This window comes from Microbacterium sp. P03, from assembly GCF_043556235.1.
Taxonomy (GTDB): Bacteria; Actinomycetota; Actinomycetes; order Actinomycetales; family Microbacteriaceae; genus Microbacterium.
In genome coordinates, this window is the sequence record NZ_JBIGIM010000002.1 from 377589 (window position 1) to 404245 (window position 26657).

Consider the following 26657-nt stretch of genomic DNA (forward strand, 5'->3'; position numbering starts at 1 on the left):
CGTGTCGCGACCGCTCGCCGGGCGCCGGTGCTCGTCCCACGGTCCGTGATGCCCCCGCGCTAGGCTCCGAGGCGTGATCACGTTCCTGCTCCGCGCGGCCATCTTCGTGGTGTCCGCCGCCCTGGGGCTCATCGCAGCCGACCTCATCCTGCCGGGCTTCCACATCGACTGGAGGGACTGGTGGGGCTTCGTCCTCGCGGTCGTGATCTTCGCGGTGATCCAGAGCGTCCTCGCTCCGTGGGTCTTCAAGATCACCCGACGTCATGCCCCGGCTCTGCTCGGCGGCATCGGCATCATCTCCACGTTCGTGGCGATCCTCATCGTCGTGGTCATCCCGAACGCGGGTGTCGGCATCTCAGAACCGTTGGCATGGGTGCTGGCGCCCGTCATCGTCTGGGTCGTCACGGCGCTCGCGACCTGGCTGCTGCCGCCGCTCTTCCTCAAGAAAAGGGTCGAGGCTCGCCGCGACTGAGAGGCGCGACGGGGACGAACATCTCGCCGGATGGCGTCAGATCGTGTACTCGGGCGTGGTGAGCAGGGCCCGCGTGTCGACGCCGGGACGCCGTGTGCGCGCCGTCGCAGGCACGCCGACGAGGATGCTGTCGGCCGGAGCATCCCGGGTGACCACGGCGTTCGCGCCGATCACCGAATCGCTGCCGATCGTGATCGGGCCGAGTACCTTCGCCCCGGCGCCCACGGCGACGCGGTCCCCGATCGTCGGGTGGCGCTTTCCGCCCTCCCGCTGACGTCCGCCGAGGGTCACCCCGTGGTAGAGCATGACGTCGTCACCGGTTTCGACCGTCTCGCCGATGACGACGCCCATTCCGTGATCGATGAAGAAGCGTCGTCCGATCACCGCGCCCGGGTGGATCTCGATGCCGGTCAGCCATCGCGTGAGCTGCGAACCCGTGCGCGCCACGAAGCGGTGGCCACGCGTCCAGAGCCAATGGTCGACGCGGTGCGCCCAGATCGCATGCAGCCCGGGGTAGAGCAGAGCAAGTTCGAGCGACGACCGGGCGGCGGGGTCCCGCAGCTTGGCGGCGGCGATGTCTTCGCGCGCCCGGTCGATCACGAGGCGGAGCCCCACGGGGTCAGTCCTCGCGGAGGTTCTCGTACAGGGCGGTGCTGAGGTAGCGCTCCCCGAACGAGGGGATGATCACGACGATGTTCTTCCCGGCGGCTTCGGGTCGCTTGGCGATCTCCAGAGCCGCCCAGATCGCGGCACCGCTGGACATGCCCACCAGGATGCCGTCTTTGACGGCCGTCTCGCGAGCGAGGCGGATGGCGTCGTCGAACTCGACGTCGATCACCTCGTCGATGACGCTCCGGTCGAGGATCTCGGGAACGAAGTTGGGCCCGATGCCCTGGATCTTGTGCGGACCGGGGTGCCCCTCGGTGAGGATCGGCGAGTCCTTCGGCTCGACCGCGACGATCTGCACGCCGGGGATGCGCTCCTTCAGCACCTGACCGACTCCCGTGATCGTCCCGCCCGTGCCGACACCGGCGACGAAGTAATCGACCTTCCCGTCGGTGTCACGGAGGATCTCCTCGGCCGTCGTCTTGCGGTGGATCGCCGGATTCGCCTCGTTGGCGAACTGCTTCGCGAGGATCGCTCCGGGCGTCCTCGCGGCGATCTCCTCGGACTCGGCGATCGCCTGTTTCATGCCCTTCGTCGGGTCGGTCAGCACGACCTCGGCGCCGAAGGCCTTGAGCAGCAGTCGTCGTTCCTTCGACATCGAGGCCGGCATCGTGAGGATCACCTTGTAGCCCCTGGCCGCCCCGACCATGGCGAGGGCGATCCCGGTGTTGCCGCTGGTCGCCTCCACGATCGTGCCGCCGGGCGTGAGCTCGCCCGACTCCTCGGCCGCGTTGACGATCGCGATCCCGAGGCGGTCCTTGACGCTCGAGGCGGGGTTGTAGAACTCCAGTTTCGCGAGGATCTGCGCGTGGACACCCTCCGCGACGCGGTTGAGCCTGACGAGCGGCGTGTTGCCGAACGCCGTGGTGATGTCGGAATGGATGCCGGTCATTGCAGGGCCTTTCGCGGGACGGGTTCTTGCGCGGTCCAGCCTAGGCGAGGGGTGTGCGTGATGGCCCCATGTGACGTTGTCCGACAGCACGGGGATGCGCTTAGGCTGTAGGCCGCCATGCTGACCTCCCCGCACTCGTCCGATCCCCGACCGGCCGCTCCGACCTCCGTCGCCGCGGCCCTTCGCGGTGCCGTCGACCGGCTCGCCGCCGCGGGTGTTTCCGACGCCGTGGTCGACGCCGAGCTGCTGGCCGCGCATGTGCTCGGGGTCGGCCGTGGACAGGTGCAGGCAGCGGCCATCCGCGGTGACGTCCTCGACGGCGATCGGGGGGCGCACTACGGCGAGCTCGTCGCGCGTCGCGCATCGCGCGAACCGCTGCAGCATCTGATCGGCACCGCCCCGTTCCGTCACCTCGAGCTCCGCGTCGGACCGGGCGTCTTCGTCCCGCGTCCCGAGACCGAGATCGTGGCGCAGTTCGCCATCGATGCGCTGTCGGCCGCGGCATCCCCCGAGCCCATCGCCGTGGACCTCGGCACCGGCAGCGGCGCGATCGCCCTGGCCATGGCCACCGAAGTGCCCTACGCCCGGGTGTTCGCCGCGGAGAACTCCGTCGACGCGTTCGTGTGGACGAAGGAGAATTTCGGTGCCGTGGGCGCAGACAACGCCCAGCTCGCCTTCATCGACCTCGCACAGGCGTTCCCCGAGCTCGACGGCACCGTGTCGGTGGTCGTCTCCAACCCCCCGTATGTTCCGGATGCCGCGATCCCGCGCGATCCCGAAGTGCGGCTGTTCGACCCGCCTGCCGCGCTGTACGGGGGTACCGACGGGCTGGACGTGGTCCGCACCCTCAGCACGGTCGGCCTACGCCTCGCGCACCCGGGCGGCGTGATCGTGCTCGAGCACGGCGAGTGGCAGGGCCCGGCGATCCGGGACATCCTGACCGACGACGGATGGCGGGCGGCCTCGACGCATCCCGACCTGACGATGCGGGACCGGGTCACCACCGCCGTCCGCCCCTGACCCCGGCCGGAGACAGCGCATGCAGCTCCCAGGCTGCGCGGGCGTCCGCGGTTAGACTGGGCGGCGATATGTCCCCCCTCTACGACTGTCGCGACGAGGCGCAGCTGCTCGCAGGTATGCGCCACGCGCGACAGGCGATCAGCCGCGGCGAGCTCGTCGTGCTCCCCACCGACACCGTCTACGGAATCGCGGCCGATGCCTTCAATGCTCCGGCCGTGCAGCGTCTGCTCGAGGCGAAGGGTCGCGGACGGCAGTCTCCGCCCCCGGTGCTGGTCGCAGGTCTCACCACGATGCGCGCCCTGGTCGCAGAGGTCCCCGAGCCGATCGAGCGTCTCGTCGAGGCATGCTGGCCCGGTGGGCTGACGATCGTGCTGCCGTCCCAGCCGTCCCTCTCGTGGGACCTGGGGGACACCCACGGCACGGTCGCGGTGCGGATGCCCGACCACAGGCTCGTGCTGGAGCTGCTCGAGGAGACCGGTCCGCTCGCCGTCTCGAGTGCCAATCGCACCGGCATGGCGGCGGCCGTGTCTGCGCAGGATGCGCAGACCATGCTGGGCGACAGCGTTTCCGCCTACCTCGCGGACGGGATGTCCACCAGGGGAGTGGCCTCCACGATCATCGACGCCACGAGCCTCGTCGGCGCCTCGGAGCAGCCGCTGGTGCGGGTGCTCCGCGATGGGGCGGTCGATCGCGAGTCGCTGCGCGCCGTGCTGGGCGACCTCCTCGAGCCCGACCTGCCTCCCGACCCTGAGAGCTCGAGCGAGTGAAGCAGTACGTCTTCATCGTCATCCTCACCGGGGCGATCACCCTCGCCCTGGCGTGGACGGTATGGAGGCTCAGCATGCAGTACAAGCTGTACCCCGGCGTGCGCGAGCGGGATGTCCACAAGACGCCGACCCCGCGGCTGGGCGGCATCGCCATGTTCCTGGGGGTGACGGCGGCGTTCGTCGTCTCGTCGCAGCATCCGTACTTCTCGATCTTCTGGGAGAACCCGAAGACGGTCATCGCGATCCTCATCGCGACATTCATCATCGTGGTCGTGGGCGTGGCCGACGACCTCTGGGACCTCGACTGGATGATCAAGCTCGGCGCGCAGTTCCTCGCTGCCGGCATCATCGCGTGGTTCGGGGAGCTGCAGATCTATTCGCTGCCGATCGGCGGTCTCACCGTCGGGTCGGGCTGGGTCAGCTTCACCCTCACCGTGTTCTCGATCGTCATCGTGATGAACGCGGTCAACTTCATCGACGGCCTCGACGGCCTGGTCGCGGGCGTATGCCTCATCGCGAATGGAATCTTCTTCGCGTACTCCTACCTGCTCGTGCGCGACATCGGCTCGAGTACCTATTTCAACCTGGCGTCATTCATGGCGGCGGCGATGATCGGTGCCTGCATCGGCTTCCTCCCGATGAACTGGAGCCCGGCCCGACTCTTCATGGGCGACTCGGGCGCACTGATGCTCGGACTGCTGATGGCATGTTCGGCGATCGCCGTCACCGGCCTGCTGACCCCCGCGATGATGGACCCGGAGCAGTTCGGGCGCTCGCAGCTGCTGGGTGCCTTCATCCCGATCCTGCTGCCCATCGTCGTCGTGCTCCTGCCCCTGCTGGACTTCGGCCTCGCCGTGATCCGCCGCCTCCGCGCGGGTAAATCGCCGTTCTCCCCGGACCGCAAGCATCTTCATCACCGGATGCTCGACATGGGTCACTCGGATCGTGACGCAGTCCTCATCTTCTACGCCTGGACGGCCGTCGTCGGTCTCGCCGTCCTCCTGATGTACCTCGGCACGCGGGAGGACTGGCCCGGCCAGTATCTCGCCGGTGTCGGTTTCGGACTGATCGGCATCGCCGCGTGCCTGGTCGTCACCCTTCTGCCCGCACGGCGCAGCGCGCGCCCTGCCCTCACCGAGGAGCCCGCCCGATGAGCCCCAATCCCGTCTCCAGCAATCCGATCCTCCGCACGACCCTGGTGTGGTCCGGCGCCGTCACGGCGGTGCTCGCGGTCCTGGGGAGCGTCATCGGCTACCTGGTCGCCGGTGCACCGGGACTGTTCAGCGCGTTGACCGGAGTGCTCGTGGCCGCGATCTTCCTCGCAATCACCGGCGCCAGCATCCTCGTCGCCAACCGGTGGTACGGCGACGCTCTGTACGTTCCGGTGTTCTTCGGGATCGTGCTCGGCGGCTGGATCCTCAAACTCGTGATCTTCATCGTCGCCCTGCTGCTTCTGCGCGGTCAGTCATGGGTGCAGCCGACGGTCTTCTTCGTGGCGATCGTCGTGAGCGTGCTGGCATCGCTCGTGGTCGATGTGATCGTCCTGATGCGCATGCGCATCCCGGCGGTGAGCGACACCACGCTGCCCACGGTGGTCGAGGAGGACCGTGCGCCGATCTCCGATCGGCGGGCCGCGGAAGGCGATCCGGGGCAATCGTAGAGGGCTTTCTTTGATAGGGTAGAAACGCGCCTGTTCGCCCCGCGAGCACTTGCGCCTTGACGCTTACCGACCATCGTCGCAACGGTACCCTCCGTCGCCCCGAAGCTGGAGCCAGCGCTGTTCACCCAAGCTGCGACCCTGATCGCCCCCTTTGCCAGCACCGATGACGGTGGGTTCCACCCGCCGTCGATCGAGGAATTCTTCCCCGATGCCCTCCTCTTCGAGGGGACGATCTTCGCGATCACCCGCATCAACCTGATCCAGATGCTGGCCACGGCCGTGCTCGTGATCATCTTCGTCCTCGGCACCCGCCGCATGAAGGTCGTACCTGGTCGTTTTCAGAGCATCGTCGAGATGGGGCTGGACTTCGTCCGCGTCAACATCGCACACGATCTGCTGGGCCGCAAAGACGGCAATCGCTTCCTGCCGATCCTCACCACGATGTTCTTCATGATCCTGTTCATGAACCTGACGGGCATCATCCCGTTCTTGAACATCGCCGGCACCAGCGTCATCGCCGTGCCGCTCCTGCTTGCCGTCGTCGCGTACGTCACCTTCATCTACGCGGGTGTCCGCAAGAGCCCCGGCAATTTCTTCAAGAACTCGCTGATGCCCCCCGGGCTGCCGTGGTTCCTCTACATCCTGATCATTCCGCTCGAATTCCTCTCGACCTTCATCATCCGTCCGGTCACGCTGACCCTGCGACTGCTGATGAACATGATCGTCGGCCACCTGATGCTGGTGCTGTTCTTCGCAGCGACGCAGTTCTTCATCTTCGGGCTGGGTGGCCTGTGGTCGCTCCTCGGGGTCGGGACCCTGGCCTTCGGATTCGTCTTCACCCTGTTCGAACTCCTGGTGGCATTCCTCCAGGCGTATGTCTTCGCCATCCTCACCGCGGTCTACATCCAGCTCGCGGTCGCGGAAGAGCACTAGCGGGCCGGCGTCAGCCGCCCACAACGAAAGGAAAAACCCCGTGGATGCAACTACGGTTCTCGCCGAGGTCACCGGTTCCGTCGCCACGATCGGCTACGGCCTGGCCGCCATCGGTCCCGCCATCGGTGTGGGCATCGTCGTCGGAAAGACGATCGAGGGCGTCGCGCGCCAGCCCGAGCTGGCCGGCCGCCTCCAGGTGCTGATGTTCATCGGTATCGCCTTCACGGAGGCGCTGGCGTTCATCGGTATCGCCACCGGCTTCATCTTCGGCTTCTGATCCGCTTTCGACGTAAGGAGACAGGATGCTGAGCACTCTTGTCACGATCGCCGCGGAGGAGGCTGGCACTCCGACGAATCCTCTGATTCCGGCTTGGTACGACATCATCTGGTCGGGCGTGTGCTTCATCGTGATCCTCGCGGTGTTCTGGCGCGTCGTCCTGCCCAAGATGCAGGCTCTGCTGGATGCCCGCTCCGCCGCGATCGAGGGGAACATCGCCAAAGCAGACGAGGCCCAGCGGAAGGCCGAGGCCGCCCTGCAGGAGTACACCGCGCAGCTGGCCGACGCCCGCAAGGAGGCCGGAGAAATCCGTGAGGCCGCCCGTGAGGACGGCAAGAAGATCGTCGCTGAGGCGAAGGACGCCGCGTCCGTCGAGGCTTCGCGTCTCACGGCGTCTGCGCACTCGCAGATCGAGGCCGAACGTCAGTCGGCGCTCGTCTCGCTGCGCAGTGAGGTCGGCACCCTCGCGCTCGATCTCGCGGGCGGTGTGATCGGCGAGACGTTGTCGGACGACGCGAAGGCGCAGGCGGTCGTGGACCGCTTCCTCGCCGAGCTCGAAGCGTCCGAGAACGCTCAGGGAGCATCCAAGTAATGGGCAGCGCGACCACTCAGGCCACTGCGGCAGCGACGACCGCTCTGGCCGCCGTCTCCACCGTCGACATCGACACCGCACGCGAGCTTTTCGCTGCGGCGCATGCCATCGGGGACTCGCCGCAGCTGAGCGGCGCGCTCGCCGATTCGTCGGCATCGGGCGAGGCCCGTGCCAACGTGGTGTCCGCCGTGTTCAGCGGACCGTTCCAGCCCGTCACCGTTTCGCTGCTGACCACCGTCGTGACACAGCGCTGGTCGTCGGCGTCCGACCTCATCGACGGAATCGAGGAGCTCGCTGTTCGCGCCGCCGCGCTCGCCGACCCGGCGGCGGATGTCGAGGGAGATCTCTTCCGCTTCTCGCAGGTCGTCGCAGCCAACCCCGAACTCGAGCTCGCGCTCGGGAGCCGGCTCGGCGACGATGCCGCGAAGGGTCCGCTCGTCCAGACCCTCCTCGGGAGCCGGGCCAGCGAGCCGGCGACGCTGATCGTCTCGTCGTTGGCTCAGCAGCCACGCGGACGCCGCGTGCGCCAGCTGCTGACGCGGGCGATGGATCTGGTCTCGGACCAGCGCGGGCGAACCGTCGCGACGGTCGTCTCGGCGGTCCCGCTGAGCGCGGCTCAGACCGAGCGTCTCGCCGGTGTCCTCGCTCGGCGCTACGGCACGACCGTTTCTCTGAATGCGGTCGTCGACCCCACGGTGGTCGGAGGTCTGCGTGTGCAGATCGCCGACGATGTGATCGACGCCAGCGTTTCCGCCCGCCTCGCCGACCTGCGCCACCGACTGGCCGGCTGACACATCACTTCCCGCTTGTCCCGGCACAGGGTCGAGCGGAGACTTGGAGCTGCGGCTCCACCGAACGAAGGAAGACCATGGCAGAACTCACCATCAGCCCCGACGCCATCCGCGACGCGCTGAAGGACTTCGTCGCTGCATACGAGCCCACCGGCGCCGCGGCGACCGAGGTCGGCACCGTCATCGATGCCGCCGACGGTATCGCGCACGTCGAGGGACTCCCCGGCGTCATGGCCAACGAGCTCGTCCTCTTCGCGGACGGCACGCAGGGTCTTGCGCTGAACCTCGACGAGCACGAGATCGGCGTCGTCGTCCTCGGCGAGTTCTCGGGCATCGAGGCCGGCCAAAAGGTCACGCGCACCGGCGAAGTGCTCTCGGTCGCCGTCGGAGACGGCTACCTCGGACGTGTCGTCGACCCGCTGGGAAACCCGATCGACGGCCTCGGCGAGGTCGCCACGGACGGTCGGCGTGCGCTCGAGCTGCAGGCGCCCGGCGTCATGCAGCGCAAGTCGGTCCACGAGCCGCTGCAGACCGGGATCAAGGCCATCGACGCCATGATCCCCGTCGGGCGTGGCCAGCGTCAGCTGATCATCGGCGACCGCCAGACCGGCAAGACGGCGATCGCGATCGACACGATCATCAACCAGAAGGCCAACTGGGAGTCGGGCGACACGAACAAGCAGGTTCGCTGCATCTACGTCGCCATCGGCCAGAAGGGGTCCACGATCGCCGCCGTCAAGGGCGCGCTCGAGGACGCGGGCGCCATGGAGTACACGACGATCGTCGCGGCTCCGGCATCCGACCCCGCCGGCTTCAAGTACCTGGCTCCGTACACCGGATCGGCCATCGGGCAGCACTGGATGTACGACGGCAAGCACGTCCTGATCATCTTCGATGACCTGACCAAGCAGGCCGAGGCCTACCGCGCCGTGTCCCTTCTGCTGCGTCGGCCGCCGGGGCGCGAGGCCTACCCGGGTGACGTGTTCTACCTGCACTCCCGTCTGCTCGAGCGTTGCGCCAAGCTCTCCGACGAGCTCGGTGCGGGGTCGATGACCGGTCTTCCGATCATCGAGACGAAGGCCAACGACGTGTCGGCGTACATCCCGACCAACGTGATCTCGATCACCGACGGCCAGATCTTCCTGCAGTCCGACCTGTTCAACGCCAACCAGCGTCCGGCGGTCGACGTCGGCATCTCGGTGTCGCGCGTGGGTGGTGACGCGCAGGTCAAGTCGATCAAGAAGGTCTCCGGCACGTTGAAGCTCGAGCTGGCGCAGTACCGCTCCCTCGAGGCGTTCGCGATGTTCGCGAGCGACCTGGATGCGGCATCCCGTCGTCAGCTCTCCCGCGGTGCGCGCCTGACCGAGCTGCTGAAGCAGCCGCAGTACTCGCCGTACCCCGTCGAGGAGCAGGTCGTCTCGATCTGGGCAGGCACCAACGGCAAGCTCGACACCCTCGAGGTGGAGGACGTGCTGCGGTTCGAGCGCGAACTGATCGATTACCTGCGTCGCAACACGACGGTGCTCGACACGCTGCGTGACACCAACGTGTTGGACGACGCGACCCTCGCCGAGCTCACCGCGAAGACCGATGCCTTCGTCCTGGAGTTCCAGGCGGGCAAGGGTCAGAGCATCACGGGCCCCGGCAGCGAGCAGTACGCCGCTTCCGAGGTCGAAGACGTCAACCAGGAGAAGATCGTCAAGGGCCGCCGCTAGGCGGAACCGGACACCACACCATGGGCGCACAACTCCGGGTCTACAAGCAGAAGATCAACACTGCTCAGACGACCAAGAAGATCACGAAGGCGATGGAACTCATCGCGGCTTCGCGTATCCAGAAGGCGATGGCGCGCGTGCGCGCCTCCTCGCCCTTCTCGCGCGCGGTGTCGCGCGCGGTGTCGGCCGTCGCGACGCACTCGAACGTCGAGCACCCGCTCACGCAGGAGCGGGAGACCATCCGTCGCTCCGCGGTCGTCATCTTCGCTTCCGACCGCGGCCTCGCCGGGGCGTTCAACTCGCAGATCCTGCGCGAGGGGCTCGAAGTGGGGGAGCTGGTCCGCAAACAGGGCAGCGAGCCGGTCTACTACCTGATCGGCCGCAAGGCCGTCGGCTTCTTCCAGTTCCGTCGGATCGAGAGCGCCGCCGAATGGACGGGCGACACGGATCAGCCGCACTTCCGCACCGCGGAGGAGATCGCGGGCGTGCTTCTGGACGCCTACGAGCGCAGCGGGTCGGACGGCGGCGTCGATGAGATCCACCTGGTCTACAACCGCTTCGTGAGCATGATGACGCAGAGCCCCGAGACCGTTCGTCTTCTGCCTCTCGAGGTCGTCGAGGCGGAGGAGTCCTCGGGACCTGCGCAGGTGTACCCGCTCTACGAGTTCGAGCCCGAGGCAGGGACTGTCCTGGACACCCTCCTCCCCGTGTACATCCAGAGCCGCGTCTTCAATGCGCTTCTGCAGTCTTCGGCGGCCAAGCACGCGGCCACCCAGAAGGCGATGAAGTCCGCCAGCGACAACGCCGACAAGCTCATCACCACCTATACCCGTCTGCGCAACAACGCGCGCCAAGCCGAGATCACGCAGCAGATCGCGGAGATCGTCGGCGGTGCCGACGCCCTGTCGTCGAGCAAATAGACCTTCGATCCAGATCGAGAGAGACAAGACAATGACAATCACCGCCATCCCCACGGAAAGCGCATCGACGACGACGTCTCCGGCCGTCGGCCGCGTCGCCCGCGTCACCGGGCCCGTCGTCGACATCGAGTTCCCGCACGACTCGCTCCCCGACATCTACAACGCCCTCAAGACGACGATCACCATCGGCGACGAGTCGAACGAGATCACGCTCGAGGTCGCACAGCACCTCGGCGACGACCTCGTGCGCGCCATCGCGCTCAAGCCCACCGACGGCATCGTCCGCGGTCAGGAAGTGCGCAACACCGGCGATCAGATCACGGTTCCGGTCGGCGACGTCACCAAGGGCAAGGTCTTCAACGTCATCGGCGAGGTCCTCAACGCCGAGCCCGGCGAGCAGGTCGAGATCACCGAACGCTGGCCCATCCACCGCAAGGCCCCGAGCTTCGACCAGCTCGAGTCCAAGACCACCATGTTCGAGACCGGCATCAAGGTCATCGATCTGCTCACGCCGTACGTGCTCGGCGGAAAGATCGGCCTCTTCGGAGGTGCGGGCGTCGGAAAGACCGTCCTCATCCAGGAGATGATCCAGCGCGTCGCGCAGAACCACGGCGGCGTGTCGGTGTTCGCCGGTGTCGGCGAGCGCACGCGTGAGGGCAACGACCTCATCGCCGAGATGGAGGAGGCGGGAGTCTTCGACAAGACGGCACTCGTGTTCGGCCAGATGGACGAGCCGCCGGGAACGCGTCTGCGCGTCGCCCTGTCGGCGCTGACGATGGCCGAGTACTTCCGTGACGTGCAGAAGCAGGATGTGCTGTTGTTCATCGACAACATCTTCCGCTTCACGCAGGCCGGCTCCGAGGTCTCGACGCTGCTCGGTCGCATGCCGTCCGCGGTGGGCTACCAGCCCAACCTCGCCGACGAGATGGGTGTGCTTCAGGAGCGCATCACCTCGACGCGCGGTCACTCGATCACCTCGCTGCAGGCGATCTATGTGCCTGCCGACGACTACACCGACCCGGCTCCGGCGACCACGTTCGCGCACCTCGATGCGACCACCGAGCTTTCGCGCGAGATCGCGTCGAAGGGCCTGTACCCGGCCGTCGATCCGTTGACCTCGACGAGCCGCATCCTCGACCCCCGCTACATCGGCGAGGACCACTACCGCGTTGCGACCAACGTCAAGCAGATCCTTCAGAAGAACAAGGAACTGCAGGAGATCATCGCGATCCTCGGCGTCGACGAGCTCTCCGAAGAAGACAAGATCGTCGTGTCGCGTGCGCGTCGCATCCAGCAGTTCCTCTCGCAGAACACGTACATGGCGAAGAAGTTCACCGGTGTGGAGGGGTCGACGGTCCCGATCAAGGAGACCATCGAGTCTTTCGACGCCATCGTGAAGGGCGATTTCGACCACGTGGCCGAGCAGGCCTTCTTCAATGTCGGTGGGATCAGCGACGTCGAAGAGCAGTGGGCGAAGATCCAGAAGGAAAACGGCTGACATGCCCATCAAGGTGAGCCTCGTCTCCGCAGACGCGGAGGTCTGGTCGGGTGAGGCGTCGATCGTCATCGCCAAGACCGTCGAGGGCGAGATCGGCTTCATGCAGGGTCACGAGCCCGTGCTCGCGATCCTCGCCGAAGGCCAGGTGCGCATCACGCAGACCAACGGCGCGAAGATCGTCGCGAACGCTCAGGACGGCTTCTTGTCCATGGAGAGCGATGAGCTGACCATCGTGGCGGGAAATGCAGCGCTCGTCTCCTAGAAGCAGCGTGTGAACGCACCGTGGATGCTGCATCCACGGTGCGTTCGTCTTCCCGCCCGTCGAGTCCGAAGGAGGCCGCGTTTGCTTCTTCTCCTGCCACCCTCCGAGACCAAGCGTCCCGGAGGCAGTGCACGGACGCTCGACCTGGCGTCCCTCGCGTTCCCCGAGCTGACCCTCCAGCGGGAGGAGGTCGTGCGAGCTCTGGTGGCGCTCTCGGACGACGAGGAACAGGCGGCTCGCGTGCTGCGCCTCGGCCCCGGCCGGCGCGGCGAGGTGCGCGCGAATTCCGAGCTCGTCTCCGCACCGACGCTGCCGGCCATCGACCGGTACACCGGTGTGCTCTACGACGCCCTGGACGCCGCATCCCTCCCTCCCGCCGCCCGGCGATGGCTGGGCAGGCATGTCGTCATCCACTCCGCGCCGTTCGGGCCCGTGGGTGCGCTCGACCGCATCCCCTCGTACCGACTCGGGGCGGGGATCTCGCTCCCCGGACTTCGCCCGCTCACCCGGCTCTGGTCGGCGCCGGTGTCCGCGGCGATCGCGGTACGGCGATCGTCCTTCGTCCTCGATCTGCGCTCCGAGGCCTATGTCGCGCTCGGACCGGTCCCAACCGGCGTGCGAGCCACGTACCTCCGCGTCGTGAGCGCGGAGTCCGACGGCCGCACGCGGGCGCTCAACCACTTCAACAAGCACGCCAAGGGAGCGCTGGTGCGACGTCTCGCCGTCGACCGCCCGCGCGTCCGGACGCTCGACGATCTCAGGACGTGGGCCGACGCGAGCGGGGTGGTTCTGCGATCACGAGGTGACGGCGTCACCGAGCTGGTCGTCTGAGCTCGGCAGATGCAGCTCGAGCACAGACGTGTTCGACACGGCATTCTGCCGCTCCAGGGTGAACACCACGCGTCGATCGATATCGCTAACATGTGGTGACGCGGGGCACAGGCTCCGCCGATCGACGTCTTCGACTGAAGCCGATCGACGTTTTCACCGAAGGAGACTCGCATGAACTCCGATCCGAGCGACGCCGCGGTTCTCGCAGCGCTCGCCGTTTTCTACGGCTTCCTGTTCATCCTCGCCATCGCGGGCTACCTGATCTCGTCATGGTTCCTGATGAAGATCTTCGAGAAGGCGGGGGTGCAGGGGAAGTGGCGCGCATGGGTGCCCATCTACAACACCCTCATCTTCGTCAAGCTCGGCGACCTGAATCCGTGGTGGCTCCTCGTCCTCTGGCTGGGTGCCGGCGTCCTCGGGTGGATCCCGGTCGTCGGACAGCTCATCGGTCTGGCGGCGTTCGTCTACACGCTGATGGCCGCCTGGCGCGTGGGGCTGAAACTGCAGAAGGAGGCCGTCTGGCTCATCCTGTACTTCTTCCTCGCCATCGTGTGGATGGGTATCAACGCTTTCGACAAGTCGCGCTGGAACACAGCGGTGCCCGCCGCCCCCTGGGCCGGCAACTTCCTCGCCGACAAGACGGTCTGGCAGGGCGTTCCTGTGCAGGCCGCGGCCGGCGGGTACGCAGCCAACCCCATCACCGATCCGTACGCCGGCTACCAGGCGCCGCCGGCCGGTTATCAGCCGCCGCCGGCGGCATACGAACCGCCTGCCCCGCCTGCCGGATACAACGCTCCGACGAGCCCGCCCGCGCCGCCCGCCGGATCGACCCCGCCCGCTCCGCCTGCCGGACAGACTCCGCCGGCTCCGCCCGCCGGATACGCACCTCCGCCGAGCGCGGCGCCCGCGGAACCGCCTGCACCGCCGGCCGGTTACACGCCGCCGCCGTCCGCGGACGACCAGCCCAAGCAGTGAGTTGATACGACGAGCCCCTCGCGAATGCGAGGGGCTCGTCGTCGCATGATGGTGAGTCGGCGTTAGCGTGGGGTGATGACGACAACTTCACCGCTCCGCCGGGTCGGGGCATCCGGTCTCCTCGTCTCCGCGGTGGGGCTGGGCTGCAACAATTTCGGTCGACCCGGAACGCGCACGGAGAGTCTCGAGGGCACCAGAGCCGTCCTGGATGCCGCGATCGACGCCGGGGTCACGTTCCTCGACACCGCCGACATGTACGGCGGTGAGCCGGGCTTGAGCGAACGCCTCATGGGGGAGGCGCTCCGCGGGCGCCGCGACCAGGTCGTGCTCGCCACCAAGTTCGGGCACCCCGGCCGCGATATGGGGCACCCGATCTCCCAGGCGAAGGGATCTCGGTCCTACATCCGGTGGGCGGTGGATGCCTCGCTCACTCGCCTGCAGACGGATCGGATCGACCTCTATCAGCTGCATGTCCCCGATCCGGACACCCCCGTCGAGGAGACGATCGCCGCTCTGGATGACCTCGTCCGTGAGGGCAAGATCTGCTACTACGGGCACTCCAACCTGGCGGGATGGCAGATCGCCGAAGCCGCCCACGCCGGCTCTCCCGGGCTGCGTTTCGTCTCGGCGCAGAATCACTACTCGCTCCTCGCGCGTGGAGCCGAGCGCGAAGTGCTTCCGGCGGTGCGGCGCTACGGTCTGGGCTTCTTCCCCTTCTTCCCTCTCTACAACGGGCTGCTCACCGGCAAGTTCACCCGCCAGGGCGGACCGGAGTCGAGCCGCATCATGATGCAGCGACCGCACCTCTGGCGCGACGCGCCCTGGGACGCGCTCGAGGCCTACCAGCGGTTCTGCGACGATCGCGGGATCAGCATGCTCGACGCGACGCTCGGTTGGCTGCTCGCGCAGGAGGGTTTGTCGAGTGTCATCGCGGGTGCCACGTCGGCCGAACAGGTCACCGCGAACGCGCAGGCCGCGACGCGGTGGACGCCCACGGCCGAGGACCTGAACGCCGTGGACGACCTCTTCCCCCTCCCGGCAGACCCTGCCGCGTGAGGGTGGTGCGCGGCCGCGGTCCCGGGCGGGGCATTCCCGGTCTACTAGGATGTGAGCACTTGCGCCCGCTGTCGGTGCGTGAGCTGAAGCCGCGAAAACAGGGAGGATGACGGCGTGCCGGATCTTGTCACCCACTCCCGTTCCTCCATCGTGCGCGATGAGACGATCGACCTCTCGTGGGCAGCAGCCACCGATACCGGCCGCCGTCGTGAGGCCAATCAGGACGCCGTGCTGGCGATCTATCCGCTGTTCGTCGTCGCAGACGGCATGGGCGGCCACATCGGGGGAGAGATCGCGAGTGCGAGCACCGTCGATCGCCTGCGTCCGGTCGCCGAGTCGGGCACCGTGACCACCAAGGCCATCGAGAAGGCCCTCGGCAAAGCCGTCAAGGACATCTCCTCGCACACCGGGACCACCGACGACGGGACGGGGACGACGGTTACCGGTGTCTTCCTCGACGTGCTCGATGCCACGGTCAACTGGGTGACCCTCAACATCGGAGATTCCCGGGTGTACCTCGTGCGCGACGACGCGATCGTGCAGATCACGACCGACCACTCCGTCGTGCAGGAGCTCATGGCCGCGGGCAGACTCAGTCCGGAAGAGGCCGAGAACCACCCGTACGGCAATGTCATCACGCGGGCGGTCGGCCCGAGCGAGAGCGTGACGCCCGACTACGTGCGACTCGATGTCATCGACGGCGATCGTTTCGTGATCTGTTCGGACGGGCTGACGAAAGAGCTCACCGATTACGGCATCCAGCATTTTCTGAACGAGCATGCAGATCCGGCCGAAGCGGTCTCCGCGATGCTCGATGCGGCGCTGGAGAACGGCGGCCGCGACAACATCTCGATCATCGTCGTGAATGTGGCGCGGCATCCCGTCGAGGCGCCTGCGGGCTGAGGCCCCGCCGTTCCTCCCCACGGAGCCCCTGCGAGACGTAGTGCCCGATCCGGAGCCCGAGCGCACCGACCCGGTGTCGCGCACGTTTGACTGACTGCGTGCACACGGATTCCCCTTCACGCGCCCGAGCCTCTTCCCTGCTTACGGCCGTGGCGATGGCCGGGGACGATGAGCCCCTCAGCCTCCCTCCGGCGTGGACACCGCCGGCCCGGGCACCCCTGCCGATCCTCGCCGCGACCGTACCGGTGGTCGGAGCCATCGGGCTCTGGGTCGTCACGGGCTCGGTGCTCTCCCTGTGGTTCGCGGCGCTCGGGCCCCTCATCGCCCTCGCGTCCGTCGTCGACGCCGGACGAGCCGCCCGGCGGTCGCGGCGGAGGGCGGAACACGACGCCGCTGCCGCCCGGGCACGCCTGGCCGAGGTCGTCCGCGAACGACACGGTCGGGAGCGAGCGGGCCTGTGGGACGGCCATCCGGATGTCGCGCTGTACCTCGCTCGAGCGGAGGAGATCTGGCGTGCGGTTCCCGGCAGGACGGACGCGCTCGTCGTGGGGGCGGGTGCCGGCGCCAGCGCCGTGCGGGTCACCGGGGGGATCGGCGATGCCGCCTCCGCGGAGCTGCGCGCCGACGCGGCGCGGCTGGACGGCGCGCCGATCGTGGTCGCGGCCAGCGAGGGGGTCGCGGTCCTCGGTCCTCCGATCCTCGCCGCGGCGGTGGTGCGCGCGCTCGCCACGCAACTGTGTCTGGCGAGCCCGCCCTCCGCGCTGCGCGTCGTCGGCACGCCCGGTGATGACGAGTGGATCGAGCGGATGCCGCATCATGGCTCACGGGGTGGCACGACGCTCGCCGTGCTCGGGCCGGATGACCCCGTCCCGGCCGACGCCGACCTGGTGATTCAGCGAGCGCTCACGCCGCACGGGGCGCCGCGTTGCACGGCTCTCCTGACGGTCGCCTCTCCCGATCATGGGCGACTGGACTACGTGGGCGAGGTCGTCGATGTGCGGCCGGAGGCGTTGGCGGCCGCTCAAGCCGCGCAGATCGGCGACGCACTGGCCGAGCGATGGGCGGTGGAGGCGACGACGGCGCGCGACGGCCCGGCGCCGATCGCGCTGGCGGACCTGCTGGCGGATTCGACGCCCACGACGGCGGGACTCGAGGCGGTGATCGGCGTTCAGGCGGGCAGACCGTTCTGTGTCGATCTGCTCGCCGACGGGCCCCACGCGGTCGTGGCCGGGGTGACGGGATCGGGCAAGAGCGAGCTGCTCATCACGTGGGTGCTCTCGATGTGCGCGACACGCACGATCGGCGAGGTGACCTTCCTCCTCGCCGATTTCAAAGGCGGGACGGCGTTCGACGCACTGGCCGGTCTGCCGCACGTCACGGGTGTGATCACCGACCTCGACGGCTCCGGTGCCAGGCGGGCCATCGAGAGTCTCCGAGCGGAAGTACGGTGGCGGGAGACGGAGCTGGCACGCTCCGGCGCTCGTGACGTCTCCGATGATCGCGTCGGACTGCCGCGGCTGGTGATCGTCGTCGACGAGTTCGCTGCGCTCGTGGACGCACACCCCGAGCTGCAGGCGGTCTTCACCGACGTGGCGGCGCGCGGGCGCGCTCTCGGCATGCACCTCATCCTCGGCACCCAGCGCGTCGCCGGCGTGATCCGCGACGCGCTCCTCACGAACTGCCCGCTGCGGCTGAGTCTGCGTGTCACCGACGCCGCCGACAGCCGGGCGGTCGTCGGGACGGATCAGGCCGCAGCTCTGCCGGGCAGCGCAGAGGGTCGTGGTCTCGCTCTCGTCCGCCGGGCCTCCGACGCGGCACCGCACCCGATCCGCATCGCGCTGAGCACCGCGGAAGACATCGACGGGGTCGGCGGAGCCGCGGGTCCGCGGCCGCGGCGCCCCTGGCTCCCCGACCTGCCGGACCGGATCGGCCTCGACGAGCTGCGCGGGCACGGCGAGAGTGGTCTCGTCGTACTGGGCCTCATCGATGAGCCCGACAGGCAGCGCCAGCGCCCGGCGAAGCTCACCGAGGTCGGGCGCGGGCTCCTCGTCGTCGGCGCCCGGGGGAGCGGCAAGAGCGCTGTGCTGCAGACCATTGCAGCGCAGTGCGAGGCTGTCTGGCTGCCGAGCGATCCGGAGAGGGCATGGGATGCCGTGTCCCACCTGCGCGAGGGTCGCGGCATCCCCGAAGTCCTTCTCATCGACGACATCGACGCTCTCGCTGCGCGCTTTCCGCACGAGTACGGGCGGACGGTCCTCGAGCGGGTGGAGGAGGTGGTGCGGGCTTCGGGCTCTCGCGGCACGTCGATCGTCGTCACCGCGCAGCGCCCGTCTCCGGCGACCGCGCGCATCACCGACCTGCTCATGCACCGCGCAATCCTCGGCTTGCCGACCCGCGCCGACCACATCGCGGCGGGCGGCGATCCGTCTCACTTCACGTCGCGCACTCCGCCCGGCCGCGGACGACTCGACGGGCAGGCGATCCAGTTCGCGCTCGTGCCTTCGGCGCCGGTGGCATCGAGCCCGCACCGCGTGCCGCCAGCCGAGCAGGCTCCTGCGTGGCATCCGTCGATGCCGGTCACCGGATACGTCGGCCGACGCTCTGCGGCCACCAGGGCCGTGCTCGAGGTGTGGCGGGGCGGAGGTGCTCGCATCGTGCCGCTGGCGGATGCTGCGGCCACCCTGTCAGTCATCGAGGGCGGGCCCGTGGCTGCCCCGACGGTCGTGGCCGGCGACCCCGACGAGTGGCAGCGGCACTGGAGCGTGTTCGCGGTGGTGCGCGGCGAACACGACCTCGTGATCGATGCGACCTGCGCGCCGGAGTACCGCATCCTCACCGGCGAGCGCGAACTGCCGCCCTACTGCGCACCGGGTCGATCGCGTGCCTGGCTGCGACGGGCGGACGGACCGTCCGAACGCATCGTCCTTCCGGACGGCTCGGCGGCAGCCGTTCTTGACCTCGTGTGACCGCGCCCCTTACCTTCGGCAGATGGCAACCACTCCGATCGACCTCACCCGACCCGACGGAAAAGGTCTCGCAGCCGGCACCCTGGGGCTGTGGGGCTCCACCGTGATCGGTCTCGCATCGACCGCACCCGTCTATTCGCTCGTTGCGACCCTCGGATTCGTGGTGCTCGCCGTCGGCGCCCAAGCACCCATCGCCTTCGTGCTCGCGTTCATTCCGATGATCTTCATCGCGTTCGCCTACCGGGAGCTGAACAACGAGGTCCCCGACTGCGGCACCACGTTCACGTGGGGCACCAAGGCGTTCGGGCCGTGGGTGGGGTGGATGGGCGGATGGGGTGTCGCCGTGGCGGGGATGGTCGTCCTCGCCAACCTCGCGCAGATCGCGGCCATCTACTTCTGGTCGCTGTTCGGCGACGGCACGCTCGCCGAGAACGTCCCGCTCGTCACGGCGACAGGCGTCGTGTTCATCGCCGCCATGACCTACGTGAGCTGGCGCGGAGTGGAGATCGGCGAGCGCATTCAGAACATCCTGCTCACCATCCAGTACGCCGCGCTGGCGATCTTCGTCGTGGCGGCACTGTGGCAGTTCTTCGCGGGAACCGCCCCGGACCCCACACCGTTCGACTGGAACTGGTTCAACCCGCTCGCTTTCACCGACTGGCACGCCTTCACCGAAGCCGTCCTGTTGGCGATCTTCATCTACTGGGGGTGGGACACCTGTCTGGCCCTGAACGAGGAGACCAAGGACCCCAAGCGCATCCCGGGCCGCGCCGCGCTCCTGACGACGGTCATCCTGCTGGTGACCTACGTCGGCGTCACCGTTGCGGCGATGATGTACGCCGGCCTCGGCGAGACCGGCACCGGGCTCGGCAACGAGGCGAACGCCGACGACTTCTTCCTCGCCATCAAGGACGGGCTGCTCGGTCCCTTCGGCTGGGTGCTCGTCGTCTCGGTGATGATATCGGCGATCTCCTCTACCCAGACGACGATCCTGCCCACGGCCCGGGGCACTCTCGCGATGGCCGCCTACAAAGCCCTGCCCCGCAGGTTCGCCACCGTGCACCCCACGTACAAGACGCCGTCGTTCTCGACATTGGTCATGGGCGGCGTCGCGATCGTCTACTACGTCGGCATGACGCTGATCAGCGACAACATCCTGCAGGACTCGATCCTGTCGCTCGGTCTCGCGATCGCGTTCTACTACGCCCTGACGGGCTACGCCTGCGTCTGGTACTACCGACGCCAGCTGTTCACATCGGCGCGAAACTTCTTCTACAAGGGACTTCTGCCGCTCCTCGGCGCGCTCATGCTGACGTTCGCATTCGTGCAGTCGGCGATCGACATGTTCGACGTCGACTACGGCTACACGGTGCTGTTCGGCATCGGCGGCACTTTCGTACTCGGTATCGGCTCGCTCGCGTTCGGCATCGTGCTGATGCTCATCTGGTTCATGTTCCCCCGCTCGAAGAAGTTCTTCCGTGGGGAGAGCCTGAATCGCGACACCGAAGTGCTCGTGCCCGACGACGCATCCGAGTACACCCGCTCGATCGACGGCGGCATCTGAGGCCGGCGAGCCGCCGCGTCGGCATCCCACGGCGGGGTGCCGACGCGTGGCGGGCGGTCAGGACAGAACGTCCTCGATGGGTGTCGCGATCAGCCCGTGCGCGGCAGCCACCCCGCGGTTGACGACTGCGCCGGCGGTCGTGTTCAGCCCGAGCGCGAGCGCGGCATCCGCCCGCAACGCGTCTTTCCACCCGCGCCGGGCGATCTGACGGACGTAGGGCAGAGTCGCGTTCACCAGAGCGGAGGTCGACGTGTTCGGCACCGCACCGGGCATGTTCGCCACGCAGTAGAACACCGTGTCGTGCACCGCGAAGGTGGGGTCGGCGTGGGTCGTGGGGTGTGTGTCTTCGAAGCATCCGCCCTGGTCGACGGCGATGTCCACGAGGACGCTTCCCGGGCGCATGCGCGCCACCATGTCGTTCGTGACGAGCTTCGGCGCCCTCGCGCCGGGGATGAGCACCGACCCGATGACGAGGTCGGAGTTCACGACGGCGCGGTCGAGATCGAGCGGGTTGGATGCCGCGGTCTTCACCCGCCCCTGGAAGTGATCGTCGAGGTACCGCAGGCGCTGGATGTTCGTGTCGAACACCGTGACGTCGGCGCCCAGCCCGACCGCGATGACCGCCGCGTTCGCTCCCGCGACACCGCCGCCGATGACGGTGACCGTCGCCGGTCGCGTTCCCGGAACGCCCGACATGAGAAGGCCCAGCCCGCCCGCCGAGCGCATCAGCGTCGCCGCTCCCACCGTCGGGGCCAGGCGTCCCGCGACCTCGCTCATGGGGGCGAGCAGCGGGAGGCCACCGCCCGCCACCTGCACGGTCTCGTAGGCGATCGCAGTCACCCGCTCGCCGAGGAGCCGGTCGGTGAGCGGGCGATCGGCGGCGAGGTGCAGGTAGGTGAACAGCACGAGGTCGTCGCGGAAGTAGTCGTACTCGCCGGCGACCGGCTCCTTCACCTTCAGCAGCAGGTCCGCGTGCTCCCAGACGTCGGCCGCATCGTCGAGCAGGGTGGCGCCCGCTGCGGCGTACTCGGCGTCGGGCATCGACGAGCCGGCACCTGCGCCGCGCTGCACGACCACATCATGGCCTGCGAGGGTCAGGTCGTGCACGCCGGCGGGCGTCAGGGCGACCCGGTACTCGTTGTTCTTCACCTCGGAGGGGACGGAGATCTTCATCGGACTTCCTTTCCGCTCCTCGTGGGAGCGTCTCAGAACGCGGGACGGATGGCCCCGACGATTGTGTCGCCGCCACGGACGGTCAGGGGGAGCGCGCTGAGGGCTGTGGCGACGTCCGAGGGCGCGAGGGCGCCCGCCCGCTCGAGCAGCCGCAGCGCGACGGCGGTGACCGCTCGTCCGGCGCCGTCGAGCATCTTGACGGCGACGGTCGTGCCGTCGGGGGCGGTCATCACCATGATCCCCTCCGCGCCGAACTTCGCGAAGACGCCCAGACGTTCGATGACGATCGTGTCCGGAGTGCCGGGGCCCGCGATCGTCCACGGGTGCTCGCGCACGGCGCGCACCAGGGTTCCCGCGCTGCGGTGCAGCGCGAACGGCGATCGCTCCGACGCGGTGCCGACGCGGTGGATCGCGCGGGCGAGGCCCGAGAGGCTCATCGCGTAGATCGGCGCGCCGCATCCGTCGATCGCCACCGTGGAGGAGCGCTCGCCGACGAGGCGCTCGACCACCTCGCGGATATGCGACTGCAGCGGATGCCCGGGGTCGAGGTATCCGTCGGTGTCCCACTGGTTCGTGACGCACGTCAGAAGCATGGCTGCGTGCTTGCCCGAACACGTCATGCGGATGCGGGCCGGCTGCGCGAGGTCCCGCACCATGTCGTCGCGCGTCGGCTGGTCGCCCGGCCACGCGGCAGGGCACGCCAACGCGTCTTCGCTGAGCCCGGCGCTCTCCAGGATGTCCCGCACCACGGCGACGTGGCGATCAGTGCCGGAGTGGCTGGCCGTGGCCAGACCCAGTCGCTCGTCCGCGAGCGGTGCTCCCGCTGTCAAGCAGCCCAGGGCCTGCAGCGGCTTCATGCTGGAGCGCGGGAGGATCGGCGTGCCGACATCGCCCATCTCGGCTGCGACGGTGCCGTCCGGCGCGAGGACGACGGCGCTCCCGGCATGCCGCGACTCGACGAAGCCGCTCCGTTCGACCACGGCGAGTTCGACGGCATCAGCGACGGCGAAGGTCTGTGGCACCCGCTCAGCCTAGCGCCGGGCATCCCCGCGGCCGGGTGCCCATGCCACACTGAGGGCATGTCAGGAGAGCACAGATACGCCCTGCGCACGACGTGGACGGGTGACCGCGGCACCGGCACCACCGGGTACCGCGACTACGACCGGTCGGTGATGATCGAGGTCGACGGCAAGCCGCAGCTGCTCGCCTCTGCGGACAGGCCGTTCCGGGGCGACCCCGCCCGCTGGAATCCCGAGGACCTCCTGCTCGCCTCCCTCAGCGAATGCCATCTGCTCTCCTACCTCTACGCCTGCGTGAAGACCGGCGTCGTGGTGGTCGCCTACGAAGACGAGGCGTCCGCGGTCATGCAGGAAGACGGTCACGGCGGAGGCGCGTTCACAGAGGTCGTGCTCCGCCCGCGGGTGACGATCGCAGAGGAATCGATGACGGATGCCGCGACCGCTGCCCATGCGGAGGCGAACGCGTTGTGCTTCATCGCCAACTCGGTGAACTTCCCCGTGCGCCACGAGCCGACGATCCTCGTCGCGTCGTCGGCGAACTGACTTCGGGGCGCGCGAGTCAGAGCCGTTCGTGCGGCAGCACCTGCTTGATGCGTTCGATCGGCGTCGCCGCGGGGACTTCGTTGTAGGCGTTGGCGAGCTCTTGGCCCGACAGTCGGTGGATCGCCGCCATGATGTCGTCCGTGGCCAGGCGGCGCGCCTTACCCGATTCGGCCGCGCCGTGGTGCGCCAGGTGGAGCGGCTCGCCGAACCGCACCGTGATGCGCTTGTTCATCGCGGGCCGCTTCGCGCCGACCGGCATCACCTCGTCGGTGCCGATGAGGCCGACGGGCACGACCGGGGCGCCGGTCTGGAGGGCGAGGAACGCGACGCCCGTCCGGCCCTTGTACAGGCGCCCGTCGAGAGACCGCGTGCCTTCCGGATAGAGCGCGACCGTCTTGCCGTCGGCGAGCAGCTGACGCTGCTGCTCGAGAGCGTCCAACGCGGCCTGACCCGCGCCACGCTTCACGGGGATCGCTCCGATCGCGGTGAAGAATTCACGCGATACCCACCCCGAAGCACCCTTGCCGTCGAAGTAGCTCGACTTGGCGAGGAAGTGCACGGGCCGGGGTGCAGCCACCGGGATCGCGATCGAGTCGATGAAGGAGAGATGGTTGCTCGCGAAGATGACGGGTCCCGTCTTGGGAACCAGCGAGGTGCCTTCGACGCGCGGTCGGTAGATCACCCGTGCGAGCGGGCGGATGATGAAGCGTCCGAGAAAGTAGGTCGCGCCCATGCGCGTCGCGGGCGTCGCGGGGGAGGCGGCATCAGCCGATTCCGCCGGGGAGCCGTGACCGTTCTCGGGCACGGGCGTCTCCTCGGATGTCACCCGTCGAGGGTACTCCCGTTTCCATTCCGTCATCGGCATGGTCCGTTCCCAGCCAGGTCAGAGGAAGGATGAGGGAGGATGGAGATCCTTTCCCCCATCTTTCTCGAGGTTTCATCGTGCGCTTCCGCCCGCTTGCCACCCTGTCCGTCGCCGCCGCCGCGGTGCTTCTGCTCGCCGGCTGCTCCGGATCGTCGTCTCCCGACGCGAGCGCCAGTCCGAGCGGTTCGGCAGCCGATCTCTGCTCGACGGCGGCGCCTTCCGGCGCGGCATCCGATGCGGTCTCCGTCACCGGCGACTTCGGTACGGAGTCGACCGCGACGTTCACGTCGCCCATCGACGTCACCGAGTTGCAGCGCACGGTCGTGACCGAAGGCGAGGGCGACCCCGTGGCATCCGGCGAGCTCATCTCCTACGCATTGACGGCGTTCAGCGCCGACACGGGGGAGAAGCTCGGCTCGATCGGATACACGCCCGGCGAGGTGCTGCCCGCTCAGATCTCGCCCGACAACCCGCTCGGGCAGATCATCGGCTGTGCGACGCCCGGCACGCGGATCGTCGCGACCTTCCCCGCATCGGAAGACACCTCCAGCGAGGTCTACATCGTCGACCTCCTCGCGACCGTGCCCAACGCGGCATGGGGCGACCCCCAGCCGGCGGTGGCCGGCCTCCCCACGGTGACGCTCGACGACACCGGGGCGCCGACCATCGAGATCCCCGAGGGTGACGCCCCCGCCGAGCTGCAGCTCGCCGACCTGAAGAAGGGCGACGGCGAGGTCGTCGCATCCGGCGACACCGTTCTCGTGCAGTACACGGGCGTCCTGTGGAGTGACGGCAGCGTCTTCGACTCCAGCTGGCAGAACGGCGCTCCGGCATCGTTCCAGACCACCGGAGTCGTGCCCGGCTTCCAGCAGGCGCTCGAGGGTCAGACCGTCGGATCGCAGGTTCTGGCCGTCATCCCACCCGCGCTCGGCTACGGCGACGCCGACAGCGGCAAGATCCCCGGCGGATCGACGCTCGTCTTCGTGGTCGACATCCTCGGCGTCCAGCACGCCGCCGCTGCCGCTCAGTAGCGCAGGCTCTGCGCGCGGGCGACGACCTCAATGAGACCCCCGTGCCGCGTCGAGATCTGCCCGCTCAGGGCGAGTGTCGACGCGGCAGGGGGTTTCGTCCGTCACGGCGTGATCGCGCGACGTGCGGCAGGGCGACGCGCCGCACCCCGCCGATAGGCTGACGGGATGCGGCGCGTCATCGTTCTCGGGTCCACGGGGTCCATCGGCACACAGGCGCTCGACGTCATCCGCGCGAATCCGCGACGCTTCGAGGTGGTCGGGCTCTCGGCCGGGACGCGGCGCGAAGAGATGCTCGCCCAAGCCGAGGCCTTCCATGTCGAGCACACCGCCCTCGGCGCCGTCGAGGCGGAACAACTCGTCCGCGACGTCGAAGCGGACGTCGTGCTCAACGGCATCACGGGGTCGGTCGGCCTCGGGCCCACTCTGGCCGCTCTCGAGGCCGGCCGCACCCTCGCGCTGGCCAACAAGGAGTCCCTGATCGTCGGGGGGGACCTCGTGCGCGGCATCGCTCGGCCCGGTCAGATCGTGCCGGTCGACTCCGAGCATTCCGCGATCGCTCAGGCTCTGCGTTCCGGGGAGCGCTCCGAAGTCCGGCGACTCGTGCTGACAGCATCCGGCGGTCCTTTCCGAGGACGATCCCGCGTATCGCTCGAGGACGTCACGCCGGCGGAGGCTCTCGCCCACCCGACCTGGGACATGGGCCGCATGGTGACCACGAACTCGGCCACTCTCATCAACAAGGGCCTCGAGGTCATCGAGGCCCACCTCCTGTTCGACGTCGACTACGACGACATCGACGTCGTCGTCCACCCCCAGTCGATCGTCCATTCCATGGTCGAGTTCGTCGACGGCTCGACCCTCGCGCAGGCATCGCCCCCCGACATGCGCCTGCCGATCTCGCTGGGGCTGGACTGGCCGAATCGGGTCGGCGGAGTGGGGCGGCCGCTGGATTGGACCGTCGCATCGTCCTGGACGTTCGAGCCGCTCGACGGCAGCGCCTTTCCCGCGGTCTCGATCGCGAAGCGGGCGGGCCGAGCGGGCGGCACCTACCCCGCGGTGCTGAACGCGGCCAACGAGCAGGCCGTCGACGCCTTCCATGAAGGCCGACTGTCCTTCACCGGGATCGTCGACACCGTCTCCCGGGTGCTGGACAGCCACGAGGCTCCCGAGTCCCTCACCCGCGAGTCGCTGGCCGAGGCCGAAGCGTGGGCCCGCCGCACAGCCGACACGGCGATAGCCGCGTCCTGAGAGGGGCGTGCCGGCGCG

General features: G+C 68.4%; 27 protein-coding genes. 22 read left to right on the forward strand and 5 right to left on the reverse strand.

Annotated elements, in window-relative coordinates:
* Positions 1-73 precede the first annotated feature (73 nt).
* Positions 74-472 (forward strand): hypothetical protein, encoded by a 399-nt coding sequence (locus ACFXOO_RS08900; RefSeq protein WP_378840773.1) that lies wholly within the window; start codon positions 74-76, stop codon positions 470-472.
* Positions 473-508: 36 nt separating this feature from the next.
* On the opposite strand, the gene epsC is transcribed toward ACFXOO_RS08900, so the two are convergent.
* A complete protein-coding gene (gene epsC, locus ACFXOO_RS08905; protein WP_378854046.1) occupies positions 509-1087 on the reverse strand; it encodes a serine O-acetyltransferase EpsC in 579 nt (192 codons plus the stop codon).
* A 4-nt stretch (positions 1088-1091) separates the two neighbouring features.
* The gene (cysK, locus tag ACFXOO_RS08910) at positions 1092-2030 is read right to left on the reverse strand and encodes a cysteine synthase A (RefSeq protein ID WP_394563364.1); all 939 of its coding nucleotides are present in this window, start codon (positions 2028-2030) and stop codon (positions 1092-1094) included.
* A gap of 117 nt (positions 2031-2147) precedes the next feature.
* Between cysK and prmC the strand changes: the two genes are divergently transcribed.
* From prmC to ACFXOO_RS09000, 18 genes are all read left to right on the forward strand, one after another.
* Positions 2148-3050: a peptide chain release factor N(5)-glutamine methyltransferase gene (gene prmC, locus ACFXOO_RS08915; protein ID WP_394563365.1), complete on the forward strand. Its 903-nt coding sequence runs from the start codon at positions 2148-2150 to the stop codon at positions 3048-3050.
* A gap of 68 nt (positions 3051-3118) precedes the next feature.
* On the forward strand, positions 3119-3817 hold the full coding sequence (locus tag ACFXOO_RS08920; protein WP_378840762.1) for an L-threonylcarbamoyladenylate synthase: 699 nt from the start codon (positions 3119-3121) through the stop codon (positions 3815-3817).
* The gene (locus ACFXOO_RS08925) at positions 3814-4971 is read left to right on the forward strand and encodes an MraY family glycosyltransferase (RefSeq protein WP_394563366.1); all 1158 of its coding nucleotides are present in this window, start codon (positions 3814-3816) and stop codon (positions 4969-4971) included. The genes ACFXOO_RS08920 and ACFXOO_RS08925 overlap by 4 nt, the downstream gene beginning before the upstream one ends.
* Positions 4968-5477: a hypothetical protein gene (locus ACFXOO_RS08930; RefSeq protein WP_378840756.1), complete on the forward strand. Its 510-nt coding sequence runs from the start codon at positions 4968-4970 to the stop codon at positions 5475-5477. Before ACFXOO_RS08925 ends, ACFXOO_RS08930 begins: the two co-directional genes overlap by 4 nt.
* A 117-nt stretch (positions 5478-5594) precedes the next feature.
* On the forward strand, positions 5595-6410 hold the full coding sequence (atpB, locus tag ACFXOO_RS08935) for a F0F1 ATP synthase subunit A (protein ID WP_378840955.1): 816 nt from the start codon (positions 5595-5597) through the stop codon (positions 6408-6410).
* Between the two features lie 40 nt (positions 6411-6450).
* Complete coding sequence (atpE, locus tag ACFXOO_RS08940; RefSeq protein ID WP_127095047.1) at positions 6451-6687, forward strand: F0F1 ATP synthase subunit C; 237 nt, start codon at positions 6451-6453, stop codon at positions 6685-6687.
* Positions 6688-6712: 25 nt separating this feature from the next.
* Positions 6713-7279: a F0F1 ATP synthase subunit B gene (locus tag ACFXOO_RS08945; RefSeq protein WP_378840753.1), complete on the forward strand. Its 567-nt coding sequence runs from the start codon at positions 6713-6715 to the stop codon at positions 7277-7279.
* Positions 7279-8070, forward strand: coding sequence for a F0F1 ATP synthase subunit delta (locus ACFXOO_RS08950; protein ID WP_394563367.1), 792 nt, complete (start codon positions 7279-7281; stop codon positions 8068-8070). The genes ACFXOO_RS08945 and ACFXOO_RS08950 overlap by 1 nt, the downstream gene beginning before the upstream one ends.
* Positions 8071-8147: 77 nt before the next feature.
* The gene (atpA, locus tag ACFXOO_RS08955; protein WP_378840749.1) at positions 8148-9785 is read left to right on the forward strand and encodes a F0F1 ATP synthase subunit alpha; all 1638 of its coding nucleotides are present in this window, start codon (positions 8148-8150) and stop codon (positions 9783-9785) included.
* 20 nt (positions 9786-9805) lie between these two features.
* Complete coding sequence (locus ACFXOO_RS08960; RefSeq protein WP_378840747.1) at positions 9806-10705, forward strand: F0F1 ATP synthase subunit gamma; 900 nt, start codon at positions 9806-9808, stop codon at positions 10703-10705.
* Positions 10706-10736: 31 nt separating this feature from the next.
* Positions 10737-12203: a F0F1 ATP synthase subunit beta gene (gene atpD / locus ACFXOO_RS08965; protein ID WP_378840744.1), complete on the forward strand. Its 1467-nt coding sequence runs from the start codon at positions 10737-10739 to the stop codon at positions 12201-12203.
* A 1-nt stretch (position 12204) separates the two neighbouring features.
* Positions 12205-12465 carry a F0F1 ATP synthase subunit epsilon gene (locus ACFXOO_RS08970; RefSeq protein ID WP_378840742.1) on the forward strand — a complete coding sequence of 87 codons (261 nt, stop codon included), beginning with the start codon at positions 12205-12207 and terminating at the stop codon, positions 12463-12465.
* 81 nt (positions 12466-12546) lie between these two features.
* Positions 12547-13296: a YaaA family protein gene (locus ACFXOO_RS08975; protein ID WP_394563368.1), complete on the forward strand. Its 750-nt coding sequence runs from the start codon at positions 12547-12549 to the stop codon at positions 13294-13296.
* A gap of 171 nt (positions 13297-13467) precedes the next feature.
* Positions 13468-14271, forward strand: coding sequence for a DUF5684 domain-containing protein (locus ACFXOO_RS08980; RefSeq protein ID WP_394563369.1), 804 nt, complete (start codon positions 13468-13470; stop codon positions 14269-14271).
* A gap of 75 nt (positions 14272-14346) precedes the next feature.
* Complete coding sequence (locus ACFXOO_RS08985) at positions 14347-15327, forward strand: aldo/keto reductase (protein ID WP_378840734.1); 981 nt, start codon at positions 14347-14349, stop codon at positions 15325-15327.
* A gap of 114 nt (positions 15328-15441) precedes the next feature.
* The gene (locus ACFXOO_RS08990; RefSeq protein ID WP_378840731.1) at positions 15442-16230 is read left to right on the forward strand and encodes a PP2C family protein-serine/threonine phosphatase; all 789 of its coding nucleotides are present in this window, start codon (positions 15442-15444) and stop codon (positions 16228-16230) included.
* Positions 16231-16385: 155 nt separating this feature from the next.
* A complete protein-coding gene (locus tag ACFXOO_RS08995) occupies positions 16386-19196 on the forward strand; it encodes an FtsK/SpoIIIE domain-containing protein (protein ID WP_394563370.1) in 2811 nt (936 codons plus the stop codon).
* A 22-nt stretch (positions 19197-19218) separates the two neighbouring features.
* Complete coding sequence (locus tag ACFXOO_RS09000) at positions 19219-20760, forward strand: APC family permease (RefSeq protein ID WP_378840726.1); 1542 nt, start codon at positions 19219-19221, stop codon at positions 20758-20760.
* A 57-nt stretch (positions 20761-20817) separates the two neighbouring features.
* Here the strand turns inward: ACFXOO_RS09000 and ald are convergent, their stop codons facing one another.
* Positions 20818-21933, reverse strand: coding sequence for an alanine dehydrogenase (gene ald / locus ACFXOO_RS09005; RefSeq protein ID WP_378854060.1), 1116 nt, complete (start codon positions 21931-21933; stop codon positions 20818-20820).
* Between the two features lie 32 nt (positions 21934-21965).
* Positions 21966-22955, reverse strand: a complete 990-nt coding sequence (locus ACFXOO_RS09010; protein ID WP_378840721.1) for an asparaginase — start codon at positions 22953-22955, stop codon at positions 21966-21968.
* Between the two features lie 57 nt (positions 22956-23012).
* On the opposite strand from ACFXOO_RS09010, the gene ACFXOO_RS09015 reads away from it, so the two are divergent.
* Positions 23013-23495, forward strand: coding sequence for an OsmC family protein (locus ACFXOO_RS09015; protein ID WP_394563371.1), 483 nt, complete (start codon positions 23013-23015; stop codon positions 23493-23495).
* Positions 23496-23511: 16 nt separating this feature from the next.
* Here the strand turns inward: ACFXOO_RS09015 and ACFXOO_RS09020 are convergent, their stop codons facing one another.
* On the reverse strand, positions 23512-24228 hold the full coding sequence (locus tag ACFXOO_RS09020; RefSeq protein WP_378840952.1) for a lysophospholipid acyltransferase family protein: 717 nt from the start codon (positions 24226-24228) through the stop codon (positions 23512-23514).
* A gap of 209 nt (positions 24229-24437) precedes the next feature.
* On the opposite strand from ACFXOO_RS09020, the gene ACFXOO_RS09025 reads away from it, so the two are divergent.
* Both ACFXOO_RS09025 and dxr read left to right on the forward strand, forming a co-directional pair.
* Complete coding sequence (locus ACFXOO_RS09025) at positions 24438-25391, forward strand: FKBP-type peptidyl-prolyl cis-trans isomerase (RefSeq protein WP_378840716.1); 954 nt, start codon at positions 24438-24440, stop codon at positions 25389-25391.
* A gap of 165 nt (positions 25392-25556) precedes the next feature.
* Positions 25557-26639, forward strand: a complete 1083-nt coding sequence (gene dxr / locus ACFXOO_RS09030; protein WP_378854064.1) for a 1-deoxy-D-xylulose-5-phosphate reductoisomerase — start codon at positions 25557-25559, stop codon at positions 26637-26639.
* The last annotated feature ends 18 nt before the right edge of the window (positions 26640-26657 follow it).

Coding starts and splice junctions, on each gene's coding strand:
- atpD (WP_378840744.1), top strand. CDS start 10,737: ATGACAATCACCGCCATCCCCACGGAAAGCGCATCGACGACGACGTCT.
- ACFXOO_RS08960 (WP_378840747.1), top strand. CDS start 9,806: ATGGGCGCACAACTCCGGGTCTACAAGCAGAAGATCAACACTGCTCAG.
- atpA (WP_378840749.1), top strand. CDS start 8,148: ATGGCAGAACTCACCATCAGCCCCGACGCCATCCGCGACGCGCTGAAG.
- ACFXOO_RS09015 (WP_394563371.1), top strand. CDS start 23,013: ATGTCAGGAGAGCACAGATACGCCCTGCGCACGACGTGGACGGGTGAC.
- ACFXOO_RS09020 (WP_378840952.1), bottom strand. CDS start 24,228: ATGGGCGCGACCTACTTTCTCGGACGCTTCATCATCCGCCCGCTCGCA.
- ACFXOO_RS08950 (WP_394563367.1), top strand. CDS start 7,279: ATGGGCAGCGCGACCACTCAGGCCACTGCGGCAGCGACGACCGCTCTG.
- ACFXOO_RS08945 (WP_378840753.1), top strand. CDS start 6,713: ATGCTGAGCACTCTTGTCACGATCGCCGCGGAGGAGGCTGGCACTCCG.
- ACFXOO_RS08985 (WP_378840734.1), top strand. CDS start 14,347: ATGACGACAACTTCACCGCTCCGCCGGGTCGGGGCATCCGGTCTCCTC.
- ACFXOO_RS09000 (WP_378840726.1), top strand. CDS start 19,219: ATGGCAACCACTCCGATCGACCTCACCCGACCCGACGGAAAAGGTCTC.
- ald (WP_378854060.1), bottom strand. CDS start 21,933: ATGAAGATCTCCGTCCCCTCCGAGGTGAAGAACAACGAGTACCGGGTC.
- ACFXOO_RS08970 (WP_378840742.1), top strand. CDS start 12,205: ATGCCCATCAAGGTGAGCCTCGTCTCCGCAGACGCGGAGGTCTGGTCG.
- dxr (WP_378854064.1), top strand. CDS start 25,557: ATGCGGCGCGTCATCGTTCTCGGGTCCACGGGGTCCATCGGCACACAG.
- prmC (WP_394563365.1), top strand. CDS start 2,148: ATGCTGACCTCCCCGCACTCGTCCGATCCCCGACCGGCCGCTCCGACC.
- ACFXOO_RS08930 (WP_378840756.1), top strand. CDS start 4,968: ATGAGCCCCAATCCCGTCTCCAGCAATCCGATCCTCCGCACGACCCTG.
- ACFXOO_RS08995 (WP_394563370.1), top strand. CDS start 16,386: ATGGCCGGGGACGATGAGCCCCTCAGCCTCCCTCCGGCGTGGACACCG.
- ACFXOO_RS08980 (WP_394563369.1), top strand. CDS start 13,468: ATGAACTCCGATCCGAGCGACGCCGCGGTTCTCGCAGCGCTCGCCGTT.
- cysK (WP_394563364.1), bottom strand. CDS start 2,030: ATGACCGGCATCCATTCCGACATCACCACGGCGTTCGGCAACACGCCG.
- ACFXOO_RS08920 (WP_378840762.1), top strand. CDS start 3,119: ATGTCCCCCCTCTACGACTGTCGCGACGAGGCGCAGCTGCTCGCAGGT.